Raw genomic sequence first — 20090 nt, 5'->3', positions numbered from 1 at the left:
GCTTCAGCAAATCGCTGTCTTAGCCCGTGGATTATGGATCGTTGAAGGCCCTGAAGGGTAACCGTCCGGCCATGTCATCTACCCAGCCCCGCAAAGCCAAGACATCGTGTGCACTCAAATTTAAGTGAGCACCAGATCTAGCCTTTTAAACGGGTATTTCATGCAGCCAACACTCGGTTCCTATTCCAAGGCCTTCAAAGCCCAGGTCATTCAATATGGGTGCCCAGCACGGCACTACAATTTCCAGCATCGCATTCAGCCGTAAGCGTGCCCGTGGAAGTCGCAAGGCTGGCATGACGCTTTTTTTTGTAAAATTTTTGACGATAGGATGAAGCGTACTCTTCAGAAACTGCTCGTGCCGCCGATGGCCCAGAGGAGCCAAATTCAACCTTCGGGGTTTCAATGCTAGTAAGCAGCTATAACAGCGTGTATGTGCTGTTTTCCTTCGCCGTAGCGATCCTGGCGTCTTATACCGCGCTGGACATGACTGGTCGAGTCACCCGTACCGAAGGCAAAGCATCGGCACTTTGGCTTGCCGGTGGATCTTCCGCCATGGGCACGGGCCTCTGGTCGATGCATTTTATTGGCATGTTGGCCTTCCAACTGCCCATCGAGCTGGGTTACGACCCGACGCTGACTGGCTTATCGTTGTTGATCGCCATCGCCTCCTCCGCCTTTGCTTTGTGGCTAGCATGCCAGACGGAAATGCCACTGCCGCGTTTGCTGCTTGGTGCGGTGCTCATGGGTATCGGAATTGCATCCATGCACTACGTTGGAATGGCGGCGCTGCTGATGAATCCTGTAGTGGAATACGTTCCGTCTTTGTTCGCGCTATCGGTGCTGATTGCTATCCTTGCTTCGGGCGTGGCTTTGTGGATCGCTTTCCGCCTGCGTGGCGAAGGTCAGTACATCAATCGTACACGCATCGGCGCCTCGTTAATTATGGGGTGTGCCATTGTTGGAATGCACTATACCGGAATGGCGGCTGCCCAATTTCCTATCGGGAGCGTGTGCGGAGCGGTCAATGCAGGCATTGATAGCAACTGGCTAATGGTTTTGGTGATTCTGATCACGCTGGCTGTCTGCGCTATTGCCTTGATCGTATCAATGCTTGACGTCCGCACCAGCATACTTGCCAGCTCCCTTGACCTCGCAAACAGTGAACTGGTGCAGCTAGCTCTTCACGACAATCTTACTCGCCTCCCTAACCGTATCCTCCTAAACGACCGTCTTCAGCAAGCGATTCATAAAGCCATCAGGCAGAAGAGCCACTTTGCCGTACTCTTCATGGATCTGGATGGTTTCAAAGCTGTTAACGATACTTACGGTCATCACACTGGCGACCAGTTGCTTCTGCAAGTAGCAAAGCGAATCAACGACGCCAAACGCGGCGAAGATACGGTGGCTCGCCTCGGAGGCGACGAGTTCGTTCTGCTTATCGATCCCGGCGAACCTGAAGACGCTGCGATGTTGGCGCAACGCTTGGTGGAAAATATTCGATTACCTTACGTACTTGGGCGGCAGACAGTGCATGTGTCCGCTAGCATCGGTATCGCTATATTCCCAGAAAATGGCCTAACCGAGCATGAGCTGATGGTCAATGCCGATGCGGCTATGTACCACGCCAAGGAGCAGGGCCGCGATGGCTACTGCTTCTTTGAAAAAGCTATGAACGTTAACGCTCACCTGCAGTTGGAAATGCAACAGGATCTGCGGTGCGCACTGGATCGGAATGAATTTATCCTGCACTTCCAGCCGAAGATGCTCGCCCCAAATGGCCCTATGATCGGCGTTGAAGCTTTACTGCGTTGGAACAAGCCAGGTTTTGGCTTGGTGCCGCCCGTCCGTTTCCTGCCCTTGGCAGAGCGTACTGGATTGATCGTGCCAATCGGTAGCTGGGTAATCCATGAGGCGTGCCGGCAGATGGCCGAATGGCAAGCGTTAGGCGAAGGTAAAGACGAATGGAGTATTGCGGTCAACATTTCGACGGTACAACTGGCCCATGCAAAGCTCGTTGATGTCGTGCGCAATGCCCTGCAAAGCAGTGGCCTGCCCCCCCGTTTCCTGACACTGGAAGTTACCGAATCTACGGCGATGCGGGACGCTGAAGCTGCTTTGATTGCTCTTGATCAATTGGCAGCATTGGGCGTGAATATCTCCATCGACGACTTTGGTACCGGTTATTCCAGCCTGCTTTATCTTAAGCGCCTACCAGCCAACGAACTGAAGATCGACCGAGGTTTTATCACCGAGCTGGCTAAGTGTAACGATGACGCGGCTATCGTTTCGGCCATAGTAGCGCTCGGTAAAACGCTGGGGCTGAGGATCGTTGCAGAGGGTGTGGAAACCGCTGAACAACAACAGATGCTTACCGAGTTGGGTTGCGACATTTTGCAAGGTTACCTGCTGGGCAAGCCGATGAGCGCAGAGAGGATGCTGGAAAGCTTAAGCGCGACCAAGACTCTAGCGTGATACTGCACAAGCCATAGATTCAAGTTGGTGCTTGCTGGTGCAATTTGCAGACCCGCTACATCACCTGATTTAAGCATCAGTTAAACATTCGAATTGGGATTTACGGCTTCTCCTCATTCGTCCGATAGTAAAATTCACTCTAAGGCTAATCAATGTTCAACAAGGCAATCAAGCAGACCTTGGCTGAGGCTCTGCAAAAGCTTCAGGCCGCAGAAGCAAGGGCCGTGGCCGTTGACCGTTCGACGGCAACAATTGAATTTAAACCCGATGGCACCATCATAGGTGCCAATGAGAACCTTCTTACCACCATGGGCTACCGACTGGAGGAGATCGTCGGACAGCACCATCGTATTTTCTGTTTTCCTGATTACCAGGCGAGTGCCGACTATCGTAAGTTCTGGCAGCGCCTGGCTGGTGGCGAGTACATACGTGAACGTTTCCTGAGGCGTAATAAGCAAGGCCTGGAGGTCTGGCTCGAAGCCAGCTACAACCCTATCCGAGGCGCCGATGGTCGCGTCGAAGGCGTGCTGAAGCTGGCCACCGACATTACTACTCAGGTGATCCGTGAGCAGGAGCAGAGCAGCATGGTTCAGGCCATCAGTCGCTCGATGGCTGCGATTTCCTTTAACTTGAAAGGTGAGGTTCTCGACGCCAACGAAAACTTCGAGCAGGCCATGGGCTATCGCCTGGATGAGATTCGGGGAAAGCACCACCGCATGTTCTGCACACGAGGTGAAGCGGACTCTCCTGAATACCGCGATTTCTGGGAGCGACTGAACCGTGGTGAGTTCTTCTCTGGACGCTTCCAGCGACTCAACCGGCATGGCGATACCGTCTGGCTGAGCGCAACCTACAACCCGGTATTCGATGCCAGTGGCCGGCTTTACAAAGTAGTTAAGTTTGCCCGTGATATTACGTCCCAAGTGCGCCAGCAGCAGGCAGAATCCGATGCAGCCACGCTCGCCTACAATATATCCCAGCAGACGGACAGAAGCGCTCGCCATGGTGCCAAGGTCATTAGTGAAACGGTCGAGGTGGTACAAGGCATAGCAGCCGAGCTCTCACGAGCGGCTGAAGGCATCACTGCAGTCAATCAGCAGTCAGAGATGATCCGCAGCATCGTGCAGACCATCCGAGGTATCGCCGAGCAGACCAACCTACTTGCTCTAAATGCTGCTATCGAAGCTGCAAGGGCGGGTGAACAAGGCCGAGGTTTTGCGGTGGTCGCCGATGAAGTACGAAACCTTGCAGCCCGCACGGCGCAGGCCACCGTGGAAATCGTCGATGTTGTGAAGCGCAACCATGAACTAGCGCAGGATGCTGTGGAGAGCATGCAGGCTAGTCGCCAAAAGGTCGATCAAGGCGTCGATTTGGTCAGCCAAGCCGGCTTTGTGATAGAGGAAATTCAGAGCGGAGCACGGCAAGTAGTCGACGCCGTGCGCCAGTTCGCCGAGGCAAAGGAAGAGCTCTGATGTAACTGTATCGGGCACAACCTCGTAAGGCTGTTCCAATTTCTCACGATAAGCGTGCTTGTCCAATATGACATCATCGCTGCTTACTGGGCGCAACTGAACGTTTGCATCCGAGCATCACGTCTTACGCAATTAGACCGGTTGCCAAATATGCGGCAGCAAATGATCGATTTCACTCGCCCGCTGCGTCGGCAGGCGTGTGAGCACGTCCTTCAAATAGGCATACGGATCATGACCGTTGAGCCGCGCAGACTGGATCAAACTCATGATCGCCGCCGCCCGTTTTCCGCTGCGTAGCGACCCTGCGAAGAGCCAGTTCTTGCGTCCAAGAGCCCATGGTCGGATCTGGTTCTCTGCCCAATTGTTGTCTATGGGTACAGCCCCGTCATCGAGGTAGCGCGACAGCGCTGCCCAGCGTTTCAGGCTGTAATCGAGTGCTTTGCTGATGGCTGAGCCTTCGGGCACAAGGTCGCGCTGGGCGCTCATCCAGACATGTAGCATGTCCATTACCGGGACGGCTTTTTCTTTCCGTATTCGCCGCCGTAAATCCGGCTCCAGATCGCGGACTTCGCTCTCGATTTCGTACAACAACTGGATATAGCGCAGGGCTTGCTCAGCAAGCGTGCTTTTATTCGTAGCGTGCAGCTCGAAGAATTTGCGCCGTGCATGGGCCATGCAGCCGATTTCGGTCACGCCGAGTTCGAAGCTGGCTTTGTAACCGCCAAAATCGTCACAGACCAGCTTGCCCCTCCAGCCTTGCAGGAAGTTGCGAGCATGCTCTCCGGCACGGCTGGGGCTGAAGTCATAAACCACCGCTGCCACATCCGAGAACTGGCTGGTGGCGTAGGCCCAAACATAGGAACGGTGGGTTTTCTTTGTTCCCGGCATGAGCATTTGCACGGGTGTTTCATCGGCATGAATAATCTGCTGCCCGAGTACCACTTCGCGCAGCGCATCGACCAGCGGCTGCAACTGAACCCCAGTCACGCCAACCCATTCGGCCAAGGTTGAGCGTGGAATCGCCAGGCCCGCTCGACCGAAGATCGATTCCTGACGGTAAAGCGGTAAATGGTCAGCAAACTTGGCAATCATGACGTGGGCCAGCAGCCCAGCGGTTGGGATGCCCTTGTCGATGATCTGAGCCGGAACCGGTGCCTGGATAAGCGTTTCGCAGTCATCGCAGACCCATTTGCCACGTACATGACGCTCGACGGTGAACACGCCCGGTGTGTAATCCAACTTCTCACTGACATCTTCACCGATGCGTTTCAGCGCGCAGCCGCATGGGCAGTGAGTGTTGTCAGGTTCGTGATGGATCAGTGTGCGTGGAAACTCAGCCGGCAATGCAGTGCGCTTGGGCTTCTGCTTTTTCTCGGTCGCCGCTGGCACTGTTTGCAAGGCCTGAAGCTCTGCTTCAATCGCTGCGATATCTGTATCGATCAGGTCATCGAGCAAACTGGCCTGCTCAGGATTCATCTGCTCGCTGCGCTTGGCAAATTTCAAGCGCTTGAGCTGCGCAATTTCGAAGGTCAGCTTCTCGATCACCGTCTGATCGCGGTTGATCTTCTTGCCCATGGTTTCGACCGTCTTACCCATTGTTTCGACTTGCGAGAGCAATTGCGCAGCTAAGGCACGCAGTTGGTCGGGAGTCATTTGGTCGAGATTGGGAGAAGAAGTCATGCGCCGAATTTTGCCAGAGCAGGCGCTTCGCGGCGATAGACCGATAGGCTAATGGCAGCCGTTAAAGCAGTGTGATCGAGCCGCCGGAACCTGCTCGTTGCCATGGCAGGCCCAATACCAAGGCTTGGAGTTGCTCGGTGTCCAACTGCATTTCAGAGCCATGACGAATGCTTGGCCAGTGGAACTTGCCCTGGCTCAACCGGCGCGCCGCCAGCCATATGCCGAAGCCGTCATGCACCAGCACTTTCATGCGATTGGCGCGGCGGTTGGCGAAAAGATAAGCACAGTGCGGCTGCGCCGCACCGAACACCGCAATCACCTTGGCTAATGCCGTTTCGGTACCAGCGCGCATGTCCATCGGCTCGGTGGCGAGCCAGATGGAGTCGATGCGAATCATCGCAGAAGGTCTCGAAGAAAGGTCGCGCAGGCAGCAGCATTTTCAGTGGGCCAGTTCACTGTGACGGTGCCACGCGGGTGCTGTATTTCAACGCAAATATTCGATGATGATGTGTGGGATTTCGCCCCTGCCAGCGGCACGGGTAACGGAATAAATGCAGGTTGCAGCGCTGTGCTTTTCTGCGCTTGCAGGCGAATCCATTTGTGGACGAGGTTTGCGTTGAGGTTATGGCTGAGTGCGATGCTGGCAATCGAAGCACCGGGCTGGGCACACTCTTGAATGACCTGAGCTTTGAAGGATTTGGAATAGGAACGGCGTGTTGGCTGCATGAAATACCCGCTTAAAAGGCTAGAACTGGTGCCCACTTAAATGTAAGTGCACACCATGTCTTGGCTTTGCAGGGCTGGGTAGATGACTTGGCCGTACGCATACCCTGAAGGCTTCGTGCTGGTAATCAAGGCAGGGAAAGAGCTGATCTTGGCCGCTCAGCAAAGGCGTGAATTGAAGCTTTACCTTGCGCCATACAAGGCAGGCGAAACGACGGGGCTTACGCTTCTCACAGCCTGCTTTGATGACCCACAAAGTCCGCTATTGATCAAAACCCCACTCATCCCTGGTGACCCTCTCACAGAGGCACTGCAGAGCTTCCCTGACGAATTCAGTGTGTGCTTTTTCGACGAGCACAACCGCGAGCTGTTCAGTTGTAAGGCCCAGGCGAAGCTTGGTCAGCTCCGCAAGGAGCTCGGTACACTCAGCCCCATTGGAGCAGATCACTGGCCCAAGATGTATGAGCAGGCGGAAAGATGGTTCAGCCTCACGACCTATGAGGACGACGCTCGTGCCACAACGGTGTTCCTGCAGGAAGATCTGTTCCCCTCGGACTATTTGATCACCGACCTGACCCGCCAGGACTTTCGAGGCTCCCAAGGCTTCTCCAATACGCAGTTAGAGCGCACTGAGCCGGGCACGTTTCAGGAGTTGGACATCATCTATCTTCTCCAGCGCGCATACACCTCCGAACGGATCATCCATGGCCCCTTGAAGGTTTCCGATGGCGAGGAGCTGGCTGACGTAGTGGTGATGGGCGATGAAGTGACTTTGCTGCTGCAGGCGAAGGACAGTCCCAATACGCCAGCAATGATGAACACAACGCTTGAGAGAAAGCGAAAGAAGGCCATAAGTCAGTTGAAGAACGGCCTGCAGCAACTACGTGGCGCCATCTCAACGATCAGGCGAGAAGGCAATCCAGCCTTAGCGCTTGTGGACGGCACGCCCTTGGACATTGATCTTGCTGCACGCCCCCTGGTGGGAGTTGTCGTGGTCAGAGAGCTTTTTATCGACAACTACGATGAATACAGCGCCATGATTTTGAAATTCATGGATGAGGTCGGAATTCGCGTCCTAGCCTTCGATTACAACGAGTTCGAGGTCATGACCCGCCACTGCCCTTCGGAAGATGCACTGCTGTCAGCGTTCTTGCAGATTTCCAAATGCGCTGAGGAAAGGCGTATCTATCCCCGGCTGCGCTTCACGGATCTGCCGCCGCGCTAAATCGAATTGGAAAAGTGGAGAGCTTCTCTGCTCTCACCCCACAACTCCCTTTCTAGCCAGGCAGTTCTTTGAGCCAGTAACGCCTGACAGTCGCTTCAGGCAACCCCAGCGCTCGACCCACCTCCGCCTTCGACATGCCACTGGCCTTGAGCTCTAGTACTGCCCGGATTCGATCTGGGCTGCTGGGTTTGCCTCGCGTGCGCTTCACCAGCCCTTCACCAGCGTCCCAATGCCTCTTCAGGCCCTGCAACCCTCCCTGGGCTACGAAGCCTTCCAAGTCCTTTGAAGCCTTCGCCATGACATCGATAGGTGATGACCCATCCTGGAGGGCCTGACATAGCGCGACGAGAGCCACGAGGTCGAAATCCAGGGTGCGCGCGATCTTGCTCAGCTTGACCAAAGAGACCTGCGTTTTCCCTTGCTCCAATCGTGACAGATTGGCTTGGGAACTGATCTCGGCAAGCTCCTCCTGAGCTGATCCTCTCAGGTCGCGCAGAGCTCGGACTATTGCTGCTATCTCGTTCTGCATGCTGAGCGCTCAAAACGAAGAATAGGGCCACAGCGCCATGCGTCGATAAATATCGAAAGCTAGCAATAATGGCGATCATCGTTTATCGTGGGCCTACTGATGGCAGCTTCGCCGCGTCCGAGCGACCGGGCCAGGGAATGATCAATTTATTAGAAAGTCGACGTCAGCAGGCTTGGGATGAAGCTTCATATACTGTCTGATCTGCATTGTGAGTTCGCCGATTTCGTCCCCCCTGTGGTGGACTGTGACGTGGTCGTATTAGCCGGTGACATCCACGTGAAGTCCAGGGGGGCCATGTGGGCCAGCCTGACCTTCAGCACGCCTGTCATATATGCCATGGGCAATCATGAGCACTACAGCGGGAATATAGATCGAACCCACAGCAAGCTGCTTGACGCTGCTGAGGCGCACGTCCACGTATTGGAAAATCAGGTTTTAGAACACCGTGACGTGCAGTTTCTCTGCGCTACGGGTTGGACGAGCCTGGCCGCGACCGGAGACCCAGTAGCTGCTTCTTGGTGCGCTCGTAACTCACTGAATGACTTTCGCGCAATCCGTGTCGGTGAACAGTATCGGCGTTTGCGCCCTGATGATCTGATCGCGAGAAATCGAGAGACGAAGGAGTGGTTGGAGGGCCAGCTATCGCTGCCATTCAACGGTAAGCGTGTAGTTGTGACTCACTATCCGCCCCTTATGAAGTTCGTGAGTGACCAAGGAGCCGATCCTCACTTGCGAGCAGCCTATGGAAACAATTGGGATGGCCTGATGGATTTCAAGATCGATCTATGGATCTTTGGCCATACCCACGAAGCTGTGGATGAGGTGGTTAATGGCGTTCGGTTTGTGAGTAATCCTCGTGGTTATCCCACCGAAGAAACTGGCTTTCGGCCAGACCTAGTTGTCAGTGTATGAAGACTGATTGGGCTGCCGTCGTTTAGCTTTTTCAGTAAGTGAGTAGGTTTCAAATTCGAACGTGATGGAGAATCCATGAGTTGTCTGAATTCCCAGGACTGGATGGTTGAGGGCGTAATACGACTGCCCAGTCTGGTGTCAGCTAAGTTGGCGATCGCGCAGGCCCATGATTGGGGTGCACTAGTGGACGCGTACCTGGTAGATGCAGCTGAAGTTGGCGATCGTTTCGTTGCGTATGTGTATGGCGATCTTTCAGGGCAACTGGCTGATGGGATGACAATTGTCACACCCCCTAGTGAGGTGATAGCGGAGGTCGAAGGCATGGCGTTATTGCGGACAGTGTCAGGCAACGATCATTACGTCATGGTCAGCCGATTGCCTGCCGCCGCTTGATTGCCCCCGCGTTGTCGAGGCCGCTGTCTCAGCCTGCTTAATTAGGCCCCGCCGTCATCTAATCCATTAATAGTTAATGTGTGTTTAAGGGAGGAAGCATGTCCGAGTTAAAGAAACTGACATTGACTGTTAAGAACTATGATGCTCAAGGGAGCGGTGATCTAGACGCTCTCTATCGACGTGTTAGATACGAAGATGAGCACGGCGCTACTCTCTATTTCAAAGAGGTTGTGATGCTGAAGTACCTTGTGAAGCATGGTGCTTTGGCGACTGATGTTCCGCGAACTTGGTACTATAAGCATGCCTCAAAGAAATCGATAATTGTTGTCGCTTTTGAGAAGGCTGGTGGGAAAGTTGAGTGCGACTTGGATGATCTGCGAATTATTGCAAGGTCGACTTTGGTAAAGGGTGTGGTTATTTCGCTAGCAGCGGTTCCAGCTGGGATTATTGCTGCAACGGCAACCTTTGGAGTTGGGCTTGTCATTATTCCTATGTTTTTGTGGTATGGGTACAGGAACGTCTTCAAGCTTCCGAAAATGCTGGGTCGAAAAACGCTGGTGGATGATTTTTCAAAATTTGGCGTTACTCTTCGATAGCTTAGTTTTTTGGTTGTTGAACTTGATTCTCGTTAGAGTGGCTGTCTTGCGGACGGTGACCAGCGAAGGAAACTCAGATGAAGACCAATGCCGTTATCTTTGACGCCTTCGGAACGCTGGTCGAGATTCAGCAGCCGACACATCCGTTTCGACAGTTGCTTCGAGAGGGGCGACGCCAAGGCCGCTTGCCTCGCGCTGATGACATTCGAGCGATCATGACCCGTTGCCTTTCCCTAAGCGAGGCTGCGCTGTACTTTGGTATCAAAATCTCGCCCTCCCAGCTTGCATTTCTCGACCAATGCCTGGAGGAGGAACTGGCAAGCATTCGGCCTTATCCAGACGCGGTTGAGGCCGTTGGGCTACTGCAAGCTGCAGGGCTGAGACTGGCTGTGTGTTCAAACCTGGCCATGCCTTACGGCCCCGTAGTGGAAAGGATTTTCCCGCACCTTGGGGCCTATGGTTTCAGCTATCGCATTGGTGTTATGAAACCGCAAGCGACCATCTACCAGCACATCTGCGATCTACTTGATGTTCGGCCAGGAAATGAGCTCAGTAGTCAGAGGCGGATTGTCATGATTGGCGACTCAGAAAGGTGTGATCGGGATGGGCCTGGCCAGGTTGGTATCAAGGGTTATCTGTTGCGCAGGAATGGAGGCGGGGCTTCCAATCTTTCCCATTTTGCACAATCAGTGCTGAGTGATAGGTAGCTGGGAGCAGATCTTCAATTCGATGGAAGCGTTGCGTCTGAGCTAAAGGGCCGCGCCACGAGGTGGCCCTGTCGGGATGCCCCCTGCACAGAGTACGAGCGGCGACCAGACCAGTATCACCAGAGGGTGAAGCATGAATGAGCTTAGGATTGTCGGGCGATGCGTTCGCTCCCCGATCGGCTGCTGGAGTGCTAGGCATCGCTGTTTTGAAACGCGTTACGAGCAGGTCTTCTCAATCGCACTTGAAGTGTTTGGAAGCCGAAAGAAGGCGGAGCGATGGCTCGTAAGATCTGTAGTAGGTGTAGGCCGTCAGGCACCCTGCAGGGTGCTGTGCACACCTATGGGACTCACAATTATCCATGACGAGATTATACGGCTTGACCACGGCATACGAGCCTAATGCCATCTAGCCTGTCGTTGCGTTCTATCGAGTGAGGGCCGCCGCACCAGAGACTGTGCGATTCGTGGTCTTGTGTGCTGAGCTTCACTGCCACATTTTTCCGATCTGGCTTTTCAGACTATCGGGTGGGCAGACTATAAGCCATTGACGAATGGTAACGCCTTGCACATGTAGCAAGCCGAGCCAGGGCAAAGCCCCCTGAACTGCTCCGTCTGTGAGATCAGATGCGTAATTGCATGGACTTGACCACCTGTTGCACTCGACTTGACCAGTTGTTTGCATCGAATTTGACCGGCGCACGGGTACGCCTTGACGGGCAGAAGTCGGCCAAAAGCGTACGTAGCTAATAGGCCACTGCTTTCGGTCAGTGTGCGGTCATGAAAGCAAGTAGCTGGTCGCAGGCACTCCGGTTAAGACCATCAGCGTCCTTCGATTAACTCGCCGAACAACTCCCTAACCTTCACCTTGGCATCTGCCAGCGCGGCTCGGCCTTCATCGGTAATCTCATACATGCGTCGCTCGCGGCGCCCAGTGCGTTCATGGTGCGAGCACAGATAACCCTTCTTCTCCAAACCGTGCAGCATCGGATACAGCGTGCCCGCGCTGAGCTTGTAACCGTGGTGGCTCAGCTCCTCGATGACGGCCAGCCCGAAGATGGGAGCCTCGGCAGCGTGGTGCAGGATATGCAGGCGGATCAACCCGCCGTAGAGGTCTTTGTCGGTCACTCGATGTATCTCACAGTGCAATGCTCAACAGCCCGCCCAGGACACCGCTGCCCAGCACGACCATCCACGGCGGCAGCTTCCAGAACATCAACGCCACCAGTGCCACGAGGGCCAGGCCAAAGTCTTGCGGGCCATGAATCGCACTCGTCCATACCGGCTGGTAGAGAGCAGCAAGCAGCAGGCCGACCACGGCCGCATTGATGCCCAGCAGTGCTGCCTGCGTACGCAGGTTACGGCGCAGGTGCTCCCAGAATGGCAAGGCCCCCACCACCAGCAGGAAAGACGGCGCAAAGATCGCCAGCAGGCAAATCAGCCCGCCAAGCCAGCCAGTTGGTGCTTGGTTCATCGAGGCACCGAGAAATGCTGCAAAGGTGAATAGAGGCCCCGGCACGGCCTGCGCCGCACCATAGCCCGCGAGGAATGCTTCGTTGTCGACCCAGCCTGTTGGTACGACCTCAGCTTGCAACAGCGGCAGCACCACATGCCCGCCACCGAATACCAGCGAGCCGGCGCGGTAGAAGGCATCCATCATCGCCAGTGTCTGGCTCGGGAACACAGCTGTCAGCAACGGCAGCCCAAGCAGCAGGGCAAAGAACAGGGCCAGCCAGAACAAGCCAACGCGACGCCGCACGCTGATCGGTAGTGGATCATGGGCCTCGCCCTGCTGTGGTTTGAATAGCAGCAGGCCGACGATGGCTGCAAGGATGATGACACTCACTTGCCCCCAGGCAGAGGGTACGAGCAGCACGAAGCAGGTCGCCGCTGCCATGATGGAAATACGCGGCGCATCGGGACAAAGATTGCGCGCCATGCCCCAGACAGCCTGGGCGACCACCGCCACGGCCACCACCTTCAGACCGTGCAGCACGCCAGCAGGCATGGCATCACCATAACTGGCGATGCCGAGTGCGAAGAGGATCAAGGCGATTGCGGAGGGCAAGGTGAATCCCATCCACGCGGCTAGTGCCCCGGCGTAGCCGGATCGAGACAACCCGAGCGCAATCCCGACCTGGCTACTGGCTGGCCCCGGTAAGAACTGGCAAAGGGCGACAAGATCCGCATAGCTGCGCTCGCTCAACCATTGTCGACGCACCACGAACTCATCGCGGAAATAGCCCAGGTGTGCGATTGGGCCGCCGAAGGAGGTGAACCCCAAGCGGAGGAAGATCAAAAAAACAGCCCAAGGGCTACGGTCAGTCTTGGTTATTTCAGTCATGGTCAATACCTGATCTCTGACAAGGCTGGATGAAATTATCGATATACGATAGCGTAAATCGATAATTGAGGTCGACCATCATGGAACTCGTTCTGATCGGCTTACGCCGTGCTTCAAGTGGTCAGATCCAATGCAATTGGCTGGTCAAGTCCGATGCAAACAGGTGGTCAAGTGCAATGCAAACGATTGGTCAAGTGAGGTGCAATTCCCAATCAGAGGCGGCTCAGAGTCTCGCTGGTTAGTGCGTATCCCTGCTGTTCAAAAAAGCCTGATGCAATTGTTGTCAGCAAATGAAATCGAGCGTTTCCCTGCTTCGCAGCTATTGCTTCAACGACTCGAAGCATTTCAGCTCCAACCCCTGTCGATCTGTATGCCGGCTCCACGACCAGGGAACGCAGCAATCCATCTGCCCCATGCGTTTCAAACCCTCCCCACCCAACAGTCTCACCATCCCGCGTGAATTCGAAAAAGGTTCGGTTCGGAAGATCCACATCGTCTGATGGAAGGTCAGCAGACTCCAAGGCGTCGCGAAAGCGCTGCCATTGCCCTCCGGCTATTTGCATTGTCTGGATCATCATCTCCGTCTCCACCCTGTCATTCCCTATGCCTTGCTTTGCATGACCGCTATGGCTCAAGCCTGAGCAGCGGTCATCATATTCGCTTTACCGAATATCTGCCAAAGCGTATATTCGATTTTCCATATGCATCGAGTTCAGTCATGACCCCTGCTATCAAAGTTCTTTTCGTGTGCGTTGCCAACTCAGTCCGCTCCCAGCTTGCAGAGGCGTTACTGCGGCACACCGACCCGCGCTTCGAGGCCTTCAGCGCAGGATCCCAACCGTCTGAGATTGATCCGCGCACGATTCAGGCATTGGAGGCAGTTGGAGTCGATACAGCGGGCCTGCGAAGCAAGTCCATCAGCGAGTTTCAAGCTGATCGATTCGATTACGTCATCACTCTTTGCGATAAGTCCGCCAGCGAGTGCCTATCAATGCCCAGTGCAGGTGAAGTCATTGCCTGGGATTTTTCTGACCCAGTAACGAGCGATGATCCCGGCGCATTTCGCCACACGCTCCACGACATCCATGAGCGCATCAAGCTCTTCGTTTTGGTCAAGACCAAACACCTGGAGGATCTATGACAGAACCCATGAACCCCACCACGTTATTCAAGTGCTTGGCGGATGACACCCGAGCCAAAATTTCCCTGCTTGTCGTGAGCGAAGGCGAGCTGTGTGTCTGCGAGCTGACGGCGGCACTCGACCTGAGCCAGCCGAAGATTTCTCGTCATTTGGCCCTGCTGCGTTCTGCTGGTTTGTTGATGGATCGTCGGCAAGGTCAGTGGGTGTACTACCGCCTGAACCCCGACTTGCCTGCGTGGGTAACTGCGGTTTTGAAAGAAGTCGTAGACGCCAATCAGCATTGGCTGGAAACCGAGGCTAAACGCCTGTGCGGTATGAACGACCGCCCTATCAATCAGGGCGTGTGCAGCTGATTCACGCCCCAACCGGATTACTGAAATGCTGATTGCCGTATTGATCTTTATCGCCACTATCGTGCTCGTCATCTGGCAACCCAAGGGGCTCGGGGTAGGTTGGAGCGCGACGTTGGGTGCCATCGTGGCGCTGCTGGCAGGCGTCGTTACCCTGGCTGACATACCAGAGGTTTGGCGCATTGTCTGGAATGCCACCGGGACGTTTATCGCAGTCATCATCATTAGCCTGCTGCTTGATGAAGCAGGCTTTTTCAAGTGGGCTGCGTTGCATGTAGCGCGGTGGGGTGCTGGAAGCACTCGTAAGTTGTTTGCGTTCATCGTCTTGCTGGGCGCAGCTGTGTCGGCACTGTTCGCCAATGACGGAGCAGCGTTAATCCTCACACCCATTGTGATCGCGATGTTGCTGGCGTTGCGTTTTTCTCCTGCTGCTACGTTGGCATTCGTCATGGCAGCCGGTTTTATCGCCGATACGGCGAGCTTACCGCTGGTGGTTTCCAACCTGGTCAACATCGTTTCTGCCGACTACTTCGATATCGGCTTCAACGAATATGCTTCGATCATGGTGCCGGTAAACATCGTCAGCGTGGCAGCGACATTAGCCATGCTGCTGTGGTTTTTCCGCAAAGATTTACCAAAGACCTATGACCTCGACCAACTGGACAACCCGGACGAGGCAATTCACGACCGCGCCACTTTCGTAGCCGGCTGGTGGGTGCTGGCACTACTCCTGATCGGATTCTTTGTCATTGAGCCGCTGGGTGTGCCAATCAGCGCCATTGCTACGGTCTGCGCATTCGTCCTCTATGTCATCGCGGCTCGTGGTCATGCCATCAACACAAGCAAGGTGCTCAAGGAGGCTCCATGGCAAGTGGTGATTTTTTCCCTGGGTATGTATCTGGTCGTTTATGGCCTTAAGAACGCGGGCCTGACTGATCACATCGCCCAGATTCTGAACGTATTCGCCGGTTATGGCGTCTGGGGGGCATCCCTGGGTACTGGGATGCTAACGGCATTGCTGTCGTCGATCATGAACAACATGCCCACGGTTCTGGTGGGTGCCTTATCCATTCATGCCGCCGAAGTGGATGGCGTCGTTCAGCAAGCGATGGTGTACGCCAACATCATTGGCTGCGACCTAGGCCCGAAGATCACCCCAATTGGCAGTTTGGCCACGCTGTTGTGGCTACATGTGCTGGCCAAGAAGGACATCAAGATCAGTTGGGGTTACTACTTCAAGACTGGGATCGTGCTGACCTTGCCTATCCTCGTCGCCACCTTGTCTGCCCTGGCATTGCGCCTCAGTTTCTGAATCAAGGAATCTTCTGATGAAAGTCTTGTTCATGTGCACCCACAACAGCTGCCGCAGCATCCTGTCCGAGGCGCTGTTCAATCACCTGGCGCCTGAAGGCGTAGAAGCGGTCAGCTCGGGGAGCTTTCCCAGTGGCCGGGTGAATCAAAGGGCACTGCAGACGCTTGAGGCGGCGGGTATCTCTACGGCGGGCTTAAGCAGCAAGGCTTCGGATGCTTTTGAAGGCTCGCCTCCAGACATCGTGATCACTGTCTGTGACCGGGCTGCAGGTGAGGCATGCCCAATCTTCTTTGGGCCAGCTTTGAAGGCGCATTGGGGGCTGGCTGACCCGTCTGAGGCTAGCGGGTCGGAAGCCGAGATCACCGCTGCGTTTGAAGCCACACTCGTGAAAATTCACGAGCGCGTGAGCGCATTTCTTGCGCTTCCACTGAAGACCATAAGCGCTGAACAGTTGAAAGCTGAACTGAGTCGCATCGGTTCACTTTAGAGATCAACCGAGGCGGTGCCCAACCTGGCGTCGCCGTAGGAGTTTATATGCAAGACACATTGCCGAACGTCCACGCCGACCTGATCGACATTCCTTCGTTGGAGCAACTGGCACCTCGTACGCCTTCGCTTCATAAGCCTCGAATTCTGCTTTTGTACGGATCGACGCGAGAGCGCTCTTTCAGCCGGCTGGTGACTCAGGAAGCAGCGCGCTTGTTGGAAGAGTTTGGCGCCGAAACCAAGATCTTTGACCCGTCAGGTCTCCCGCTGCCGGATGACGCTCCCGATACACATCCCAAGGTCGCTGAGCTGCGCGAGCTGATGCAATGGTCTGAGGGGCAGGTGTGGTGCTCCCCTGAGCGTCACGGCTCCATGAGTGCGGTATTCAAAGCCCAAATTGACTGGGTTCCGCTGGCGATGGGCGCTGTACGACCTACCCAAGGCAAAACCCTTGCTGTGATGCAGGTCTGTGGTGGTTCTCAATCCTTCAACGTGGTTAACCAACTACGGGTACTTGGCCGATGGATGCGGATGTTTACCATCCCTAACCAGTCTTCCGTGGCCAAGGCGTTCACCGAGTTCGATGAAGCAGGCCGTATGAAGCCGTCCTCGTACTACGACCGACTGGTGGACGTGATGGAGGAGTTGATGAAATTCACCCTGCTGTTGCGGGATCGCCAGGATTATCTGGTTGATCGGTACTCCGAGCGTAAAGAGTCCGCCGAAGACCTGTCCAAGCGCGTCAACCAGCGCTCCATCTAACGTCAGCACGAGGAAGCGATATGAGCCAGATCACGATCTACCACAACCCCGAATGCGGCACCTCTCGCAACACCTTGGAATTGATCCGCAATAGCGGGGAAGAACCGACAGTTACGGGCACTCACGCATCAGGCAATTTCTGGTAGGCAGCACGACCACGACGATGCTGCGAACATCCACTTTTCCCGTATTGCTGCTTCGCTGAGCCAGTGCCACTGGCCACAGTATTTCCAGAACTGCGGAAATGCCGTGGCCACCCTGGGCGATGACTAACTGATCTTGCCGTAACGAGAGCACATGCAACTCATAACTGAAATTGTTCACCCCGAGCTCACATCAAAGCAGGGCAGAGTATTCCGTCGACATGCAGCACGCGGCATCGTGATGCGGCATGAGCAGATCCTGTTGCTGTTTACCGAGCGCTATAACGACTTCAGCTTTCCTGGCGGCGGCCTTGACGGTGACGAGGACATTGTCACAGGCTTGAAGCGTGAGCTTGAGGAAGAGACTGGCGCCCGTGAAATACAGGTGCTCCAGCACTACGGTTACATTGAGGAGTACCGGCCCTACTGGAAGCCACAGTACGATCTGATGCACATGACCTCGCATTTTTATCAATGCGAAGTAGCGCCCCAGCTAGAGCCCGTGAGAATGGAAAGCCACGAAATCGCGAATGGTATGCGGCCTGTCTGGATCAACCTGCATGAGGCCATAACGCATAATGAAGCCGTGATGCAGCGTCAGGAGTCATCGATGGGGCAGTCAATTCAGCGCGAAACGTTCATGCTGAAAAAAGTTGTGTCCGAGTTGATGCCGCCAATCAGCCTTTGATGGGCTATCTCAGCAGCTTGTGGCGTAAAGCACGATGACCTCACTTCGCGAGACGATGTTCCAGCCACAGGATTTCTGTCAGGGAGAAACTCCGTGGCCGGCTCGCTTACGCTTATTTAGAGACCGTGGCGGCGACAATGGCGGGCCCAGCGCTGCGTCGCAAAATCAGGACTCCACCGATTGCAGCTAAGGTCGAACCGATCAACACACCGACTTTTACTTCGTCGATCAGGTGAGCTGATCCAGCAAACGCCAGGTTTCCGATGAACAGGCTCATGGTGAAGCCGATGCCACACAAGAGCGCAACGCCGTAAAGCTGTGCCCAATTGCTGCCTTCCGGCAGTTTGGCCAAGCCCATACGAATGGCCAGAGCAGCTAATAGGAAAATGCCAACTTGCTTGCCCACCAACAGACCGAGCGCTACACCCAGCGGAACCGGATCGACTAGGTTTTCCATCGAAATACCGGCCAATGAAACACCCGCATTGGCGAAGCCAAAAATCGGCACCACAGCGAACGCTACCCACATATGCAGCTTTTCTTCTAGGAACAGCAGTGGAGACCGGGCTTCTTCTTCAGGCTTACCCATTGGAACACACAGCGCTACAGCGACACCTGCAAGGGTGGCGTGCACTCCCGATTGCAGCACGAAGAACCACAGCACACCACCTACCAGCAGATACGGGAACAATCGTCTGACGCCCAATCGATTCATTGTGATCAGAATGGCCAGGGTTGCGAGCGATGCCAGCAACATCGGCATGGAAAGACCAGAGGTGTAGAAAAAGGCAATGATGACTACAGCACCCAGGTCGTCAATGATCGCCAAGGCGGCGAGGAAGACCTTCAGCGACGTAGGGACTCGCTTCCCCAGCAACGACAAGACGCCCAAGGCGAATGCGATGTCGGTAGCGGCTGGGATAGCCCACCCCTTCAAAGTCTCAGAATTACCCCAGTTGATTGCGATGTAGATCAGCGCAGGCACAACCATGCCACCTAAAGCACCAAACCCCGGCAGGGCGCGCTGGCCCCAAGTGGAAAGCCCACCTGCCAGAACCTCTCTTTTGATCTCTAGGCCGACCATCAGGAAGAAGATGGCCATGAGGCCATCATTGACCCAATGCTCCACAGACATGCCCAACCAGACACTGTGCAAGGCGGCAAAATAACCTTGCGAGAGAGGCGAGTTCGCCACGATTAGGGCCGCGAGTGCTGCGCCCATCAGTACAAGACCGCCAGCGGATTCCGACGATAGGAAGCGAGCCAGAATCGCGGCTGCTCTAGGGGTTTCTGCGGGAGCTCTACTATGAGTCATCAGTGTCCTTGCGCTTTGATCCAAAGCGATTATTTTAACATCCGAGGTTTACCAGCACGGCAGGGCACATAGCCTGTAACGATTTACACCGAGCCTTAATCAGCCGTCAGTGTGTTCCCCGGCACGGGCTCGCTCATGAAACGCAGGAGCGCGCTCCAAGCACATAGCCTCACTAGGCGAGCGAGCATCGATCCTTCTTTACAGGTGTGTGGCTCCTCGGATATTTGATGATTGAAGCAACTGAGGCCCAGCATAAATGCACGCACCTCAGCGCGATCCTACGACAGTGGCATTTGAATCTGGAGTAAGCCTATTTGGGGATATACGCCGCTACCGACTTGCGAATCTCTTCCCGCGCCTCATCCGCGCTCCCCCAACGCCCCATCTTCACCCACTTACCCGGCTCCAATGCTTTGTAGTTTTCGAAGAAGTGCTGGATCTGTGCGAGGAGTAACGCAGGTAGGTCTGAGCACTCATTCACGTCGGTGTACAATGAGCTAAGTTTCTCGTGAGGCACTGCGATCACCTTGGCATCCGCTCCGGCTTCGTCAGTCATGTACATCACACCAACCGGGCGACTACGGATGACAACACCAGGTGAGACGGGATAAGGGCAAACCACCAGGACGTCCAGCGGATCACCATCGTCGCTCAGCGTGTTCGGGATAAATCCGTAGTTGGCTGGATAGAACATCGGTGTGCTGAGGAAGCGGTCGACAAAGATCTGCCCACTTGGCTTGTCCACCTCGTACTTGATCGGCGAGTGGTTTGCAGGAATCTCTATAACGGTGAAGAAGTCATCGGGGATGGCGTTGCCAGCTGGGATGTCCGCGTAGCTCATGT

22 protein-coding genes and 2 pseudogenes are annotated in these 20090 nt (G+C 55.0%); 15 read left to right on the top strand and 9 right to left on the bottom strand.

The annotated features are described in order from the left end of the window. The first annotated feature begins 402 nt into the window (after positions 1-402). Both HXW87_RS01680 and HXW87_RS29450 read left to right on the top strand, forming a co-directional pair. Positions 403-2472, top strand: coding sequence for a bifunctional diguanylate cyclase/phosphodiesterase (locus HXW87_RS01680; RefSeq protein WP_033690316.1), 2070 nt, complete (start codon positions 403-405; stop codon positions 2470-2472). 152 nt (positions 2473-2624) lie between these two features. After that, positions 2625-3944, top strand: a complete 1320-nt coding sequence (locus HXW87_RS29450) for a PAS domain-containing methyl-accepting chemotaxis protein (RefSeq protein ID WP_009682490.1) — start codon at positions 2625-2627, stop codon at positions 3942-3944. A 132-nt stretch (positions 3945-4076) separates the two neighbouring features. Here the strand turns inward: HXW87_RS29450 and HXW87_RS01665 are convergent, their stop codons facing one another. The 3 genes from HXW87_RS01665 to HXW87_RS01655 all read right to left on the bottom strand — a co-directional run bounded on the left by HXW87_RS01665 (position 4077) and on the right by HXW87_RS01655 (position 6350). After that, positions 4077-5624: an IS66 family transposase gene (locus tag HXW87_RS01665; RefSeq protein ID WP_034128274.1), complete on the bottom strand. Its 1548-nt coding sequence runs from the start codon at positions 5622-5624 to the stop codon at positions 4077-4079. Positions 5625-5685: 61 nt separating this feature from the next. Next, the gene (tnpB, locus tag HXW87_RS01660) at positions 5686-6021 is read right to left on the bottom strand and encodes an IS66 family insertion sequence element accessory protein TnpB (protein WP_009682493.1); all 336 of its coding nucleotides are present in this window, start codon (positions 6019-6021) and stop codon (positions 5686-5688) included. Beyond that, positions 6018-6350 carry a transposase gene (locus HXW87_RS01655; protein WP_009682494.1) on the bottom strand — a complete coding sequence of 111 codons (333 nt, stop codon included), beginning with the start codon at positions 6348-6350 and terminating at the stop codon, positions 6018-6020. The genes tnpB and HXW87_RS01655 overlap by 4 nt, the downstream gene beginning before the upstream one ends. A gap of 82 nt (positions 6351-6432) precedes the next feature. On the opposite strand from HXW87_RS01655, the gene HXW87_RS01650 reads away from it, so the two are divergent. Continuing rightward, entirely contained in the window at positions 6433-7572 is a 1140-nt protein-coding gene (locus tag HXW87_RS01650) for a hypothetical protein (RefSeq protein ID WP_235378435.1), read from the top strand. A gap of 52 nt (positions 7573-7624) precedes the next feature. Here the strand turns inward: HXW87_RS01650 and HXW87_RS01645 are convergent, their stop codons facing one another. After that, positions 7625-8101 (bottom strand): helix-turn-helix domain-containing protein, encoded by a 477-nt coding sequence (locus HXW87_RS01645; RefSeq protein ID WP_042561611.1) that lies wholly within the window; start codon positions 8099-8101, stop codon positions 7625-7627. Between the two features lie 177 nt (positions 8102-8278). Between HXW87_RS01645 and HXW87_RS01640 the strand changes: the two genes are divergently transcribed. The 4 genes from HXW87_RS01640 (at position 8279) to HXW87_RS01625 (ending at position 10709) form a co-directional block, all read left to right on the top strand. After that, positions 8279-9013, top strand: coding sequence for a metallophosphoesterase (locus HXW87_RS01640; protein WP_020192030.1), 735 nt, complete (start codon positions 8279-8281; stop codon positions 9011-9013). A 75-nt stretch (positions 9014-9088) separates the two neighbouring features. After that, positions 9089-9406 carry a hypothetical protein gene (locus tag HXW87_RS01635; RefSeq protein WP_020192029.1) on the top strand — a complete coding sequence of 106 codons (318 nt, stop codon included), beginning with the start codon at positions 9089-9091 and terminating at the stop codon, positions 9404-9406. 98 nt (positions 9407-9504) lie between these two features. Beyond that, entirely contained in the window at positions 9505-10002 is a 498-nt protein-coding gene (locus HXW87_RS01630; protein ID WP_020192028.1) for a hypothetical protein, read from the top strand. A 77-nt stretch (positions 10003-10079) separates the two neighbouring features. Continuing rightward, a complete protein-coding gene (locus HXW87_RS01625; RefSeq protein WP_020192027.1) occupies positions 10080-10709 on the top strand; it encodes an HAD family hydrolase in 630 nt (209 codons plus the stop codon). A gap of 819 nt (positions 10710-11528) precedes the next feature. Here HXW87_RS01625 and HXW87_RS01620 read toward each other — a convergent pair. From HXW87_RS01620 to HXW87_RS01610, 3 genes are all read right to left on the bottom strand, one after another. Beyond that, a complete protein-coding gene (locus HXW87_RS01620) occupies positions 11529-11834 on the bottom strand; it encodes a PadR family transcriptional regulator (RefSeq protein WP_020192026.1) in 306 nt (101 codons plus the stop codon). Positions 11835-11844: 10 nt separating this feature from the next. Then, on the bottom strand, positions 11845-13050 hold the full coding sequence (chrA, locus tag HXW87_RS01615; protein ID WP_042561610.1) for a chromate efflux transporter: 1206 nt from the start codon (positions 13048-13050) through the stop codon (positions 11845-11847). Between the two features lie 212 nt (positions 13051-13262). Next, the gene (locus HXW87_RS01610; RefSeq protein ID WP_020192024.1) at positions 13263-13628 is read right to left on the bottom strand and encodes a GNAT family N-acetyltransferase; all 366 of its coding nucleotides are present in this window, start codon (positions 13626-13628) and stop codon (positions 13263-13265) included. A 140-nt stretch (positions 13629-13768) separates the two neighbouring features. On the opposite strand from HXW87_RS01610, the gene HXW87_RS01605 reads away from it, so the two are divergent. The 8 genes and pseudogenes from HXW87_RS01605 (at position 13769) to HXW87_RS01570 (ending at position 17932) form a co-directional block, all read left to right on the top strand. After that, positions 13769-14191, top strand: a complete 423-nt coding sequence (locus HXW87_RS01605; protein WP_020192023.1) for an arsenate reductase ArsC — start codon at positions 13769-13771, stop codon at positions 14189-14191. Then, a complete protein-coding gene (locus HXW87_RS01600) occupies positions 14188-14544 on the top strand; it encodes a metalloregulator ArsR/SmtB family transcription factor (protein WP_020192022.1) in 357 nt (118 codons plus the stop codon). The genes HXW87_RS01605 and HXW87_RS01600 overlap by 4 nt, the downstream gene beginning before the upstream one ends. 25 nt (positions 14545-14569) lie before the next feature. Then, on the top strand, positions 14570-15853 hold the full coding sequence (locus tag HXW87_RS01595; RefSeq protein ID WP_020192021.1) for an arsenic transporter: 1284 nt from the start codon (positions 14570-14572) through the stop codon (positions 15851-15853). Positions 15854-15869: 16 nt separating this feature from the next. Next, the gene (locus HXW87_RS01590; protein ID WP_020192020.1) at positions 15870-16340 is read left to right on the top strand and encodes an arsenate reductase ArsC; all 471 of its coding nucleotides are present in this window, start codon (positions 15870-15872) and stop codon (positions 16338-16340) included. A 47-nt stretch (positions 16341-16387) separates the two neighbouring features. Beyond that, positions 16388-17101 (top strand): arsenical resistance protein ArsH, encoded by a 714-nt coding sequence (arsH, locus tag HXW87_RS01585; RefSeq protein ID WP_020192019.1) that lies wholly within the window; start codon positions 16388-16390, stop codon positions 17099-17101. 20 nt (positions 17102-17121) lie between these two features. After that, a pseudogene (locus tag HXW87_RS01580) lies at positions 17122-17214 on the top strand (arsenate reductase); the annotation flags it as partial. Beyond that, a pseudogene (locus HXW87_RS01575) lies at positions 17211-17306 on the top strand (universal stress protein); the annotation flags it as partial. The pseudogenes HXW87_RS01580 and HXW87_RS01575, both read left to right, overlap by 4 nt. Positions 17307-17398: 92 nt before the next feature. Next, complete coding sequence (locus tag HXW87_RS01570) at positions 17399-17932, top strand: NUDIX domain-containing protein (protein WP_020192018.1); 534 nt, start codon at positions 17399-17401, stop codon at positions 17930-17932. Positions 17933-18044: 112 nt separating this feature from the next. Here the strand turns inward: HXW87_RS01570 and nhaA are convergent, their stop codons facing one another. Then, positions 18045-19247, bottom strand: coding sequence for a Na+/H+ antiporter NhaA (nhaA, locus tag HXW87_RS01565; protein WP_042561609.1), 1203 nt, complete (start codon positions 19245-19247; stop codon positions 18045-18047). A gap of 310 nt (positions 19248-19557) precedes the next feature. After that, a complete protein-coding gene (ppa, locus tag HXW87_RS01560; protein WP_042561608.1) occupies positions 19558-20088 on the bottom strand; it encodes an inorganic diphosphatase in 531 nt (176 codons plus the stop codon). Between the last annotated feature and the right edge of the window lie 2 nt (positions 20089-20090).

It is taken from the genome of Pseudomonas sp. Y5-11 (assembly GCF_022368695.1).
Classification (GTDB): domain Bacteria; phylum Pseudomonadota; class Gammaproteobacteria; order Pseudomonadales; family Pseudomonadaceae; genus Aquipseudomonas; species Aquipseudomonas parakoreensis.
Note: the sequence above shows the minus strand (reverse complement) of the source record. Positions and strands in the feature narration are given on the sequence as shown.

Excerpts from the sequence above, each read along its gene's own strand:
- HXW87_RS01600 (WP_020192022.1), top strand. The coding sequence starts at position 14,188 with ATGACAGAACCCATGAACCCCACCACGTTATTCAAGTGCTTGGCGGAT.
- HXW87_RS01625 (WP_020192027.1), top strand. The coding sequence starts at position 10,080 with ATGAAGACCAATGCCGTTATCTTTGACGCCTTCGGAACGCTGGTCGAG.
- tnpB (WP_009682493.1), bottom strand. The coding sequence starts at position 6,021 with ATGATTCGCATCGACTCCATCTGGCTCGCCACCGAGCCGATGGACATG.
- HXW87_RS01645 (WP_042561611.1), bottom strand. The coding sequence starts at position 8,101 with ATGCAGAACGAGATAGCAGCAATAGTCCGAGCTCTGCGCGACCTGAGA.
- chrA (WP_042561610.1), bottom strand. The coding sequence starts at position 13,050 with ATGACTGAAATAACCAAGACTGACCGTAGCCCTTGGGCTGTTTTTTTG.
- HXW87_RS01655 (WP_009682494.1), bottom strand. The coding sequence starts at position 6,350 with ATGCAGCCAACACGCCGTTCCTATTCCAAATCCTTCAAAGCTCAGGTC.
- HXW87_RS01650 (WP_235378435.1), top strand. The coding sequence starts at position 6,433 with ATGACTTGGCCGTACGCATACCCTGAAGGCTTCGTGCTGGTAATCAAG.
- HXW87_RS01605 (WP_020192023.1), top strand. The coding sequence starts at position 13,769 with ATGACCCCTGCTATCAAAGTTCTTTTCGTGTGCGTTGCCAACTCAGTC.
- arsH (WP_020192019.1), top strand. The coding sequence starts at position 16,388 with ATGCAAGACACATTGCCGAACGTCCACGCCGACCTGATCGACATTCCT.
- HXW87_RS01680 (WP_033690316.1), top strand. The coding sequence starts at position 403 with ATGCTAGTAAGCAGCTATAACAGCGTGTATGTGCTGTTTTCCTTCGCC.
- HXW87_RS01640 (WP_020192030.1), top strand. The coding sequence starts at position 8,279 with ATGAAGCTTCATATACTGTCTGATCTGCATTGTGAGTTCGCCGATTTC.
- HXW87_RS01570 (WP_020192018.1), top strand. The coding sequence starts at position 17,399 with ATGCAACTCATAACTGAAATTGTTCACCCCGAGCTCACATCAAAGCAG.
- HXW87_RS01595 (WP_020192021.1), top strand. The coding sequence starts at position 14,570 with ATGCTGATTGCCGTATTGATCTTTATCGCCACTATCGTGCTCGTCATC.
- HXW87_RS29450 (WP_009682490.1), top strand. The coding sequence starts at position 2,625 with ATGTTCAACAAGGCAATCAAGCAGACCTTGGCTGAGGCTCTGCAAAAG.
- ppa (WP_042561608.1), bottom strand. The coding sequence starts at position 20,088 with ATGAGCTACGCGGACATCCCAGCTGGCAACGCCATCCCCGATGACTTC.
- nhaA (WP_042561609.1), bottom strand. The coding sequence starts at position 19,247 with ATGACTCATAGTAGAGCTCCCGCAGAAACCCCTAGAGCAGCCGCGATT.
- HXW87_RS01665 (WP_034128274.1), bottom strand. The coding sequence starts at position 5,624 with ATGACTTCTTCTCCCAATCTCGACCAAATGACTCCCGACCAACTGCGT.
- HXW87_RS01635 (WP_020192029.1), top strand. The coding sequence starts at position 9,089 with ATGAGTTGTCTGAATTCCCAGGACTGGATGGTTGAGGGCGTAATACGA.
- HXW87_RS01590 (WP_020192020.1), top strand. The coding sequence starts at position 15,870 with ATGAAAGTCTTGTTCATGTGCACCCACAACAGCTGCCGCAGCATCCTG.
- HXW87_RS01610 (WP_020192024.1), bottom strand. The coding sequence starts at position 13,628 with ATGATGATCCAGACAATGCAAATAGCCGGAGGGCAATGGCAGCGCTTT.
- HXW87_RS01630 (WP_020192028.1), top strand. The coding sequence starts at position 9,505 with ATGTCCGAGTTAAAGAAACTGACATTGACTGTTAAGAACTATGATGCT.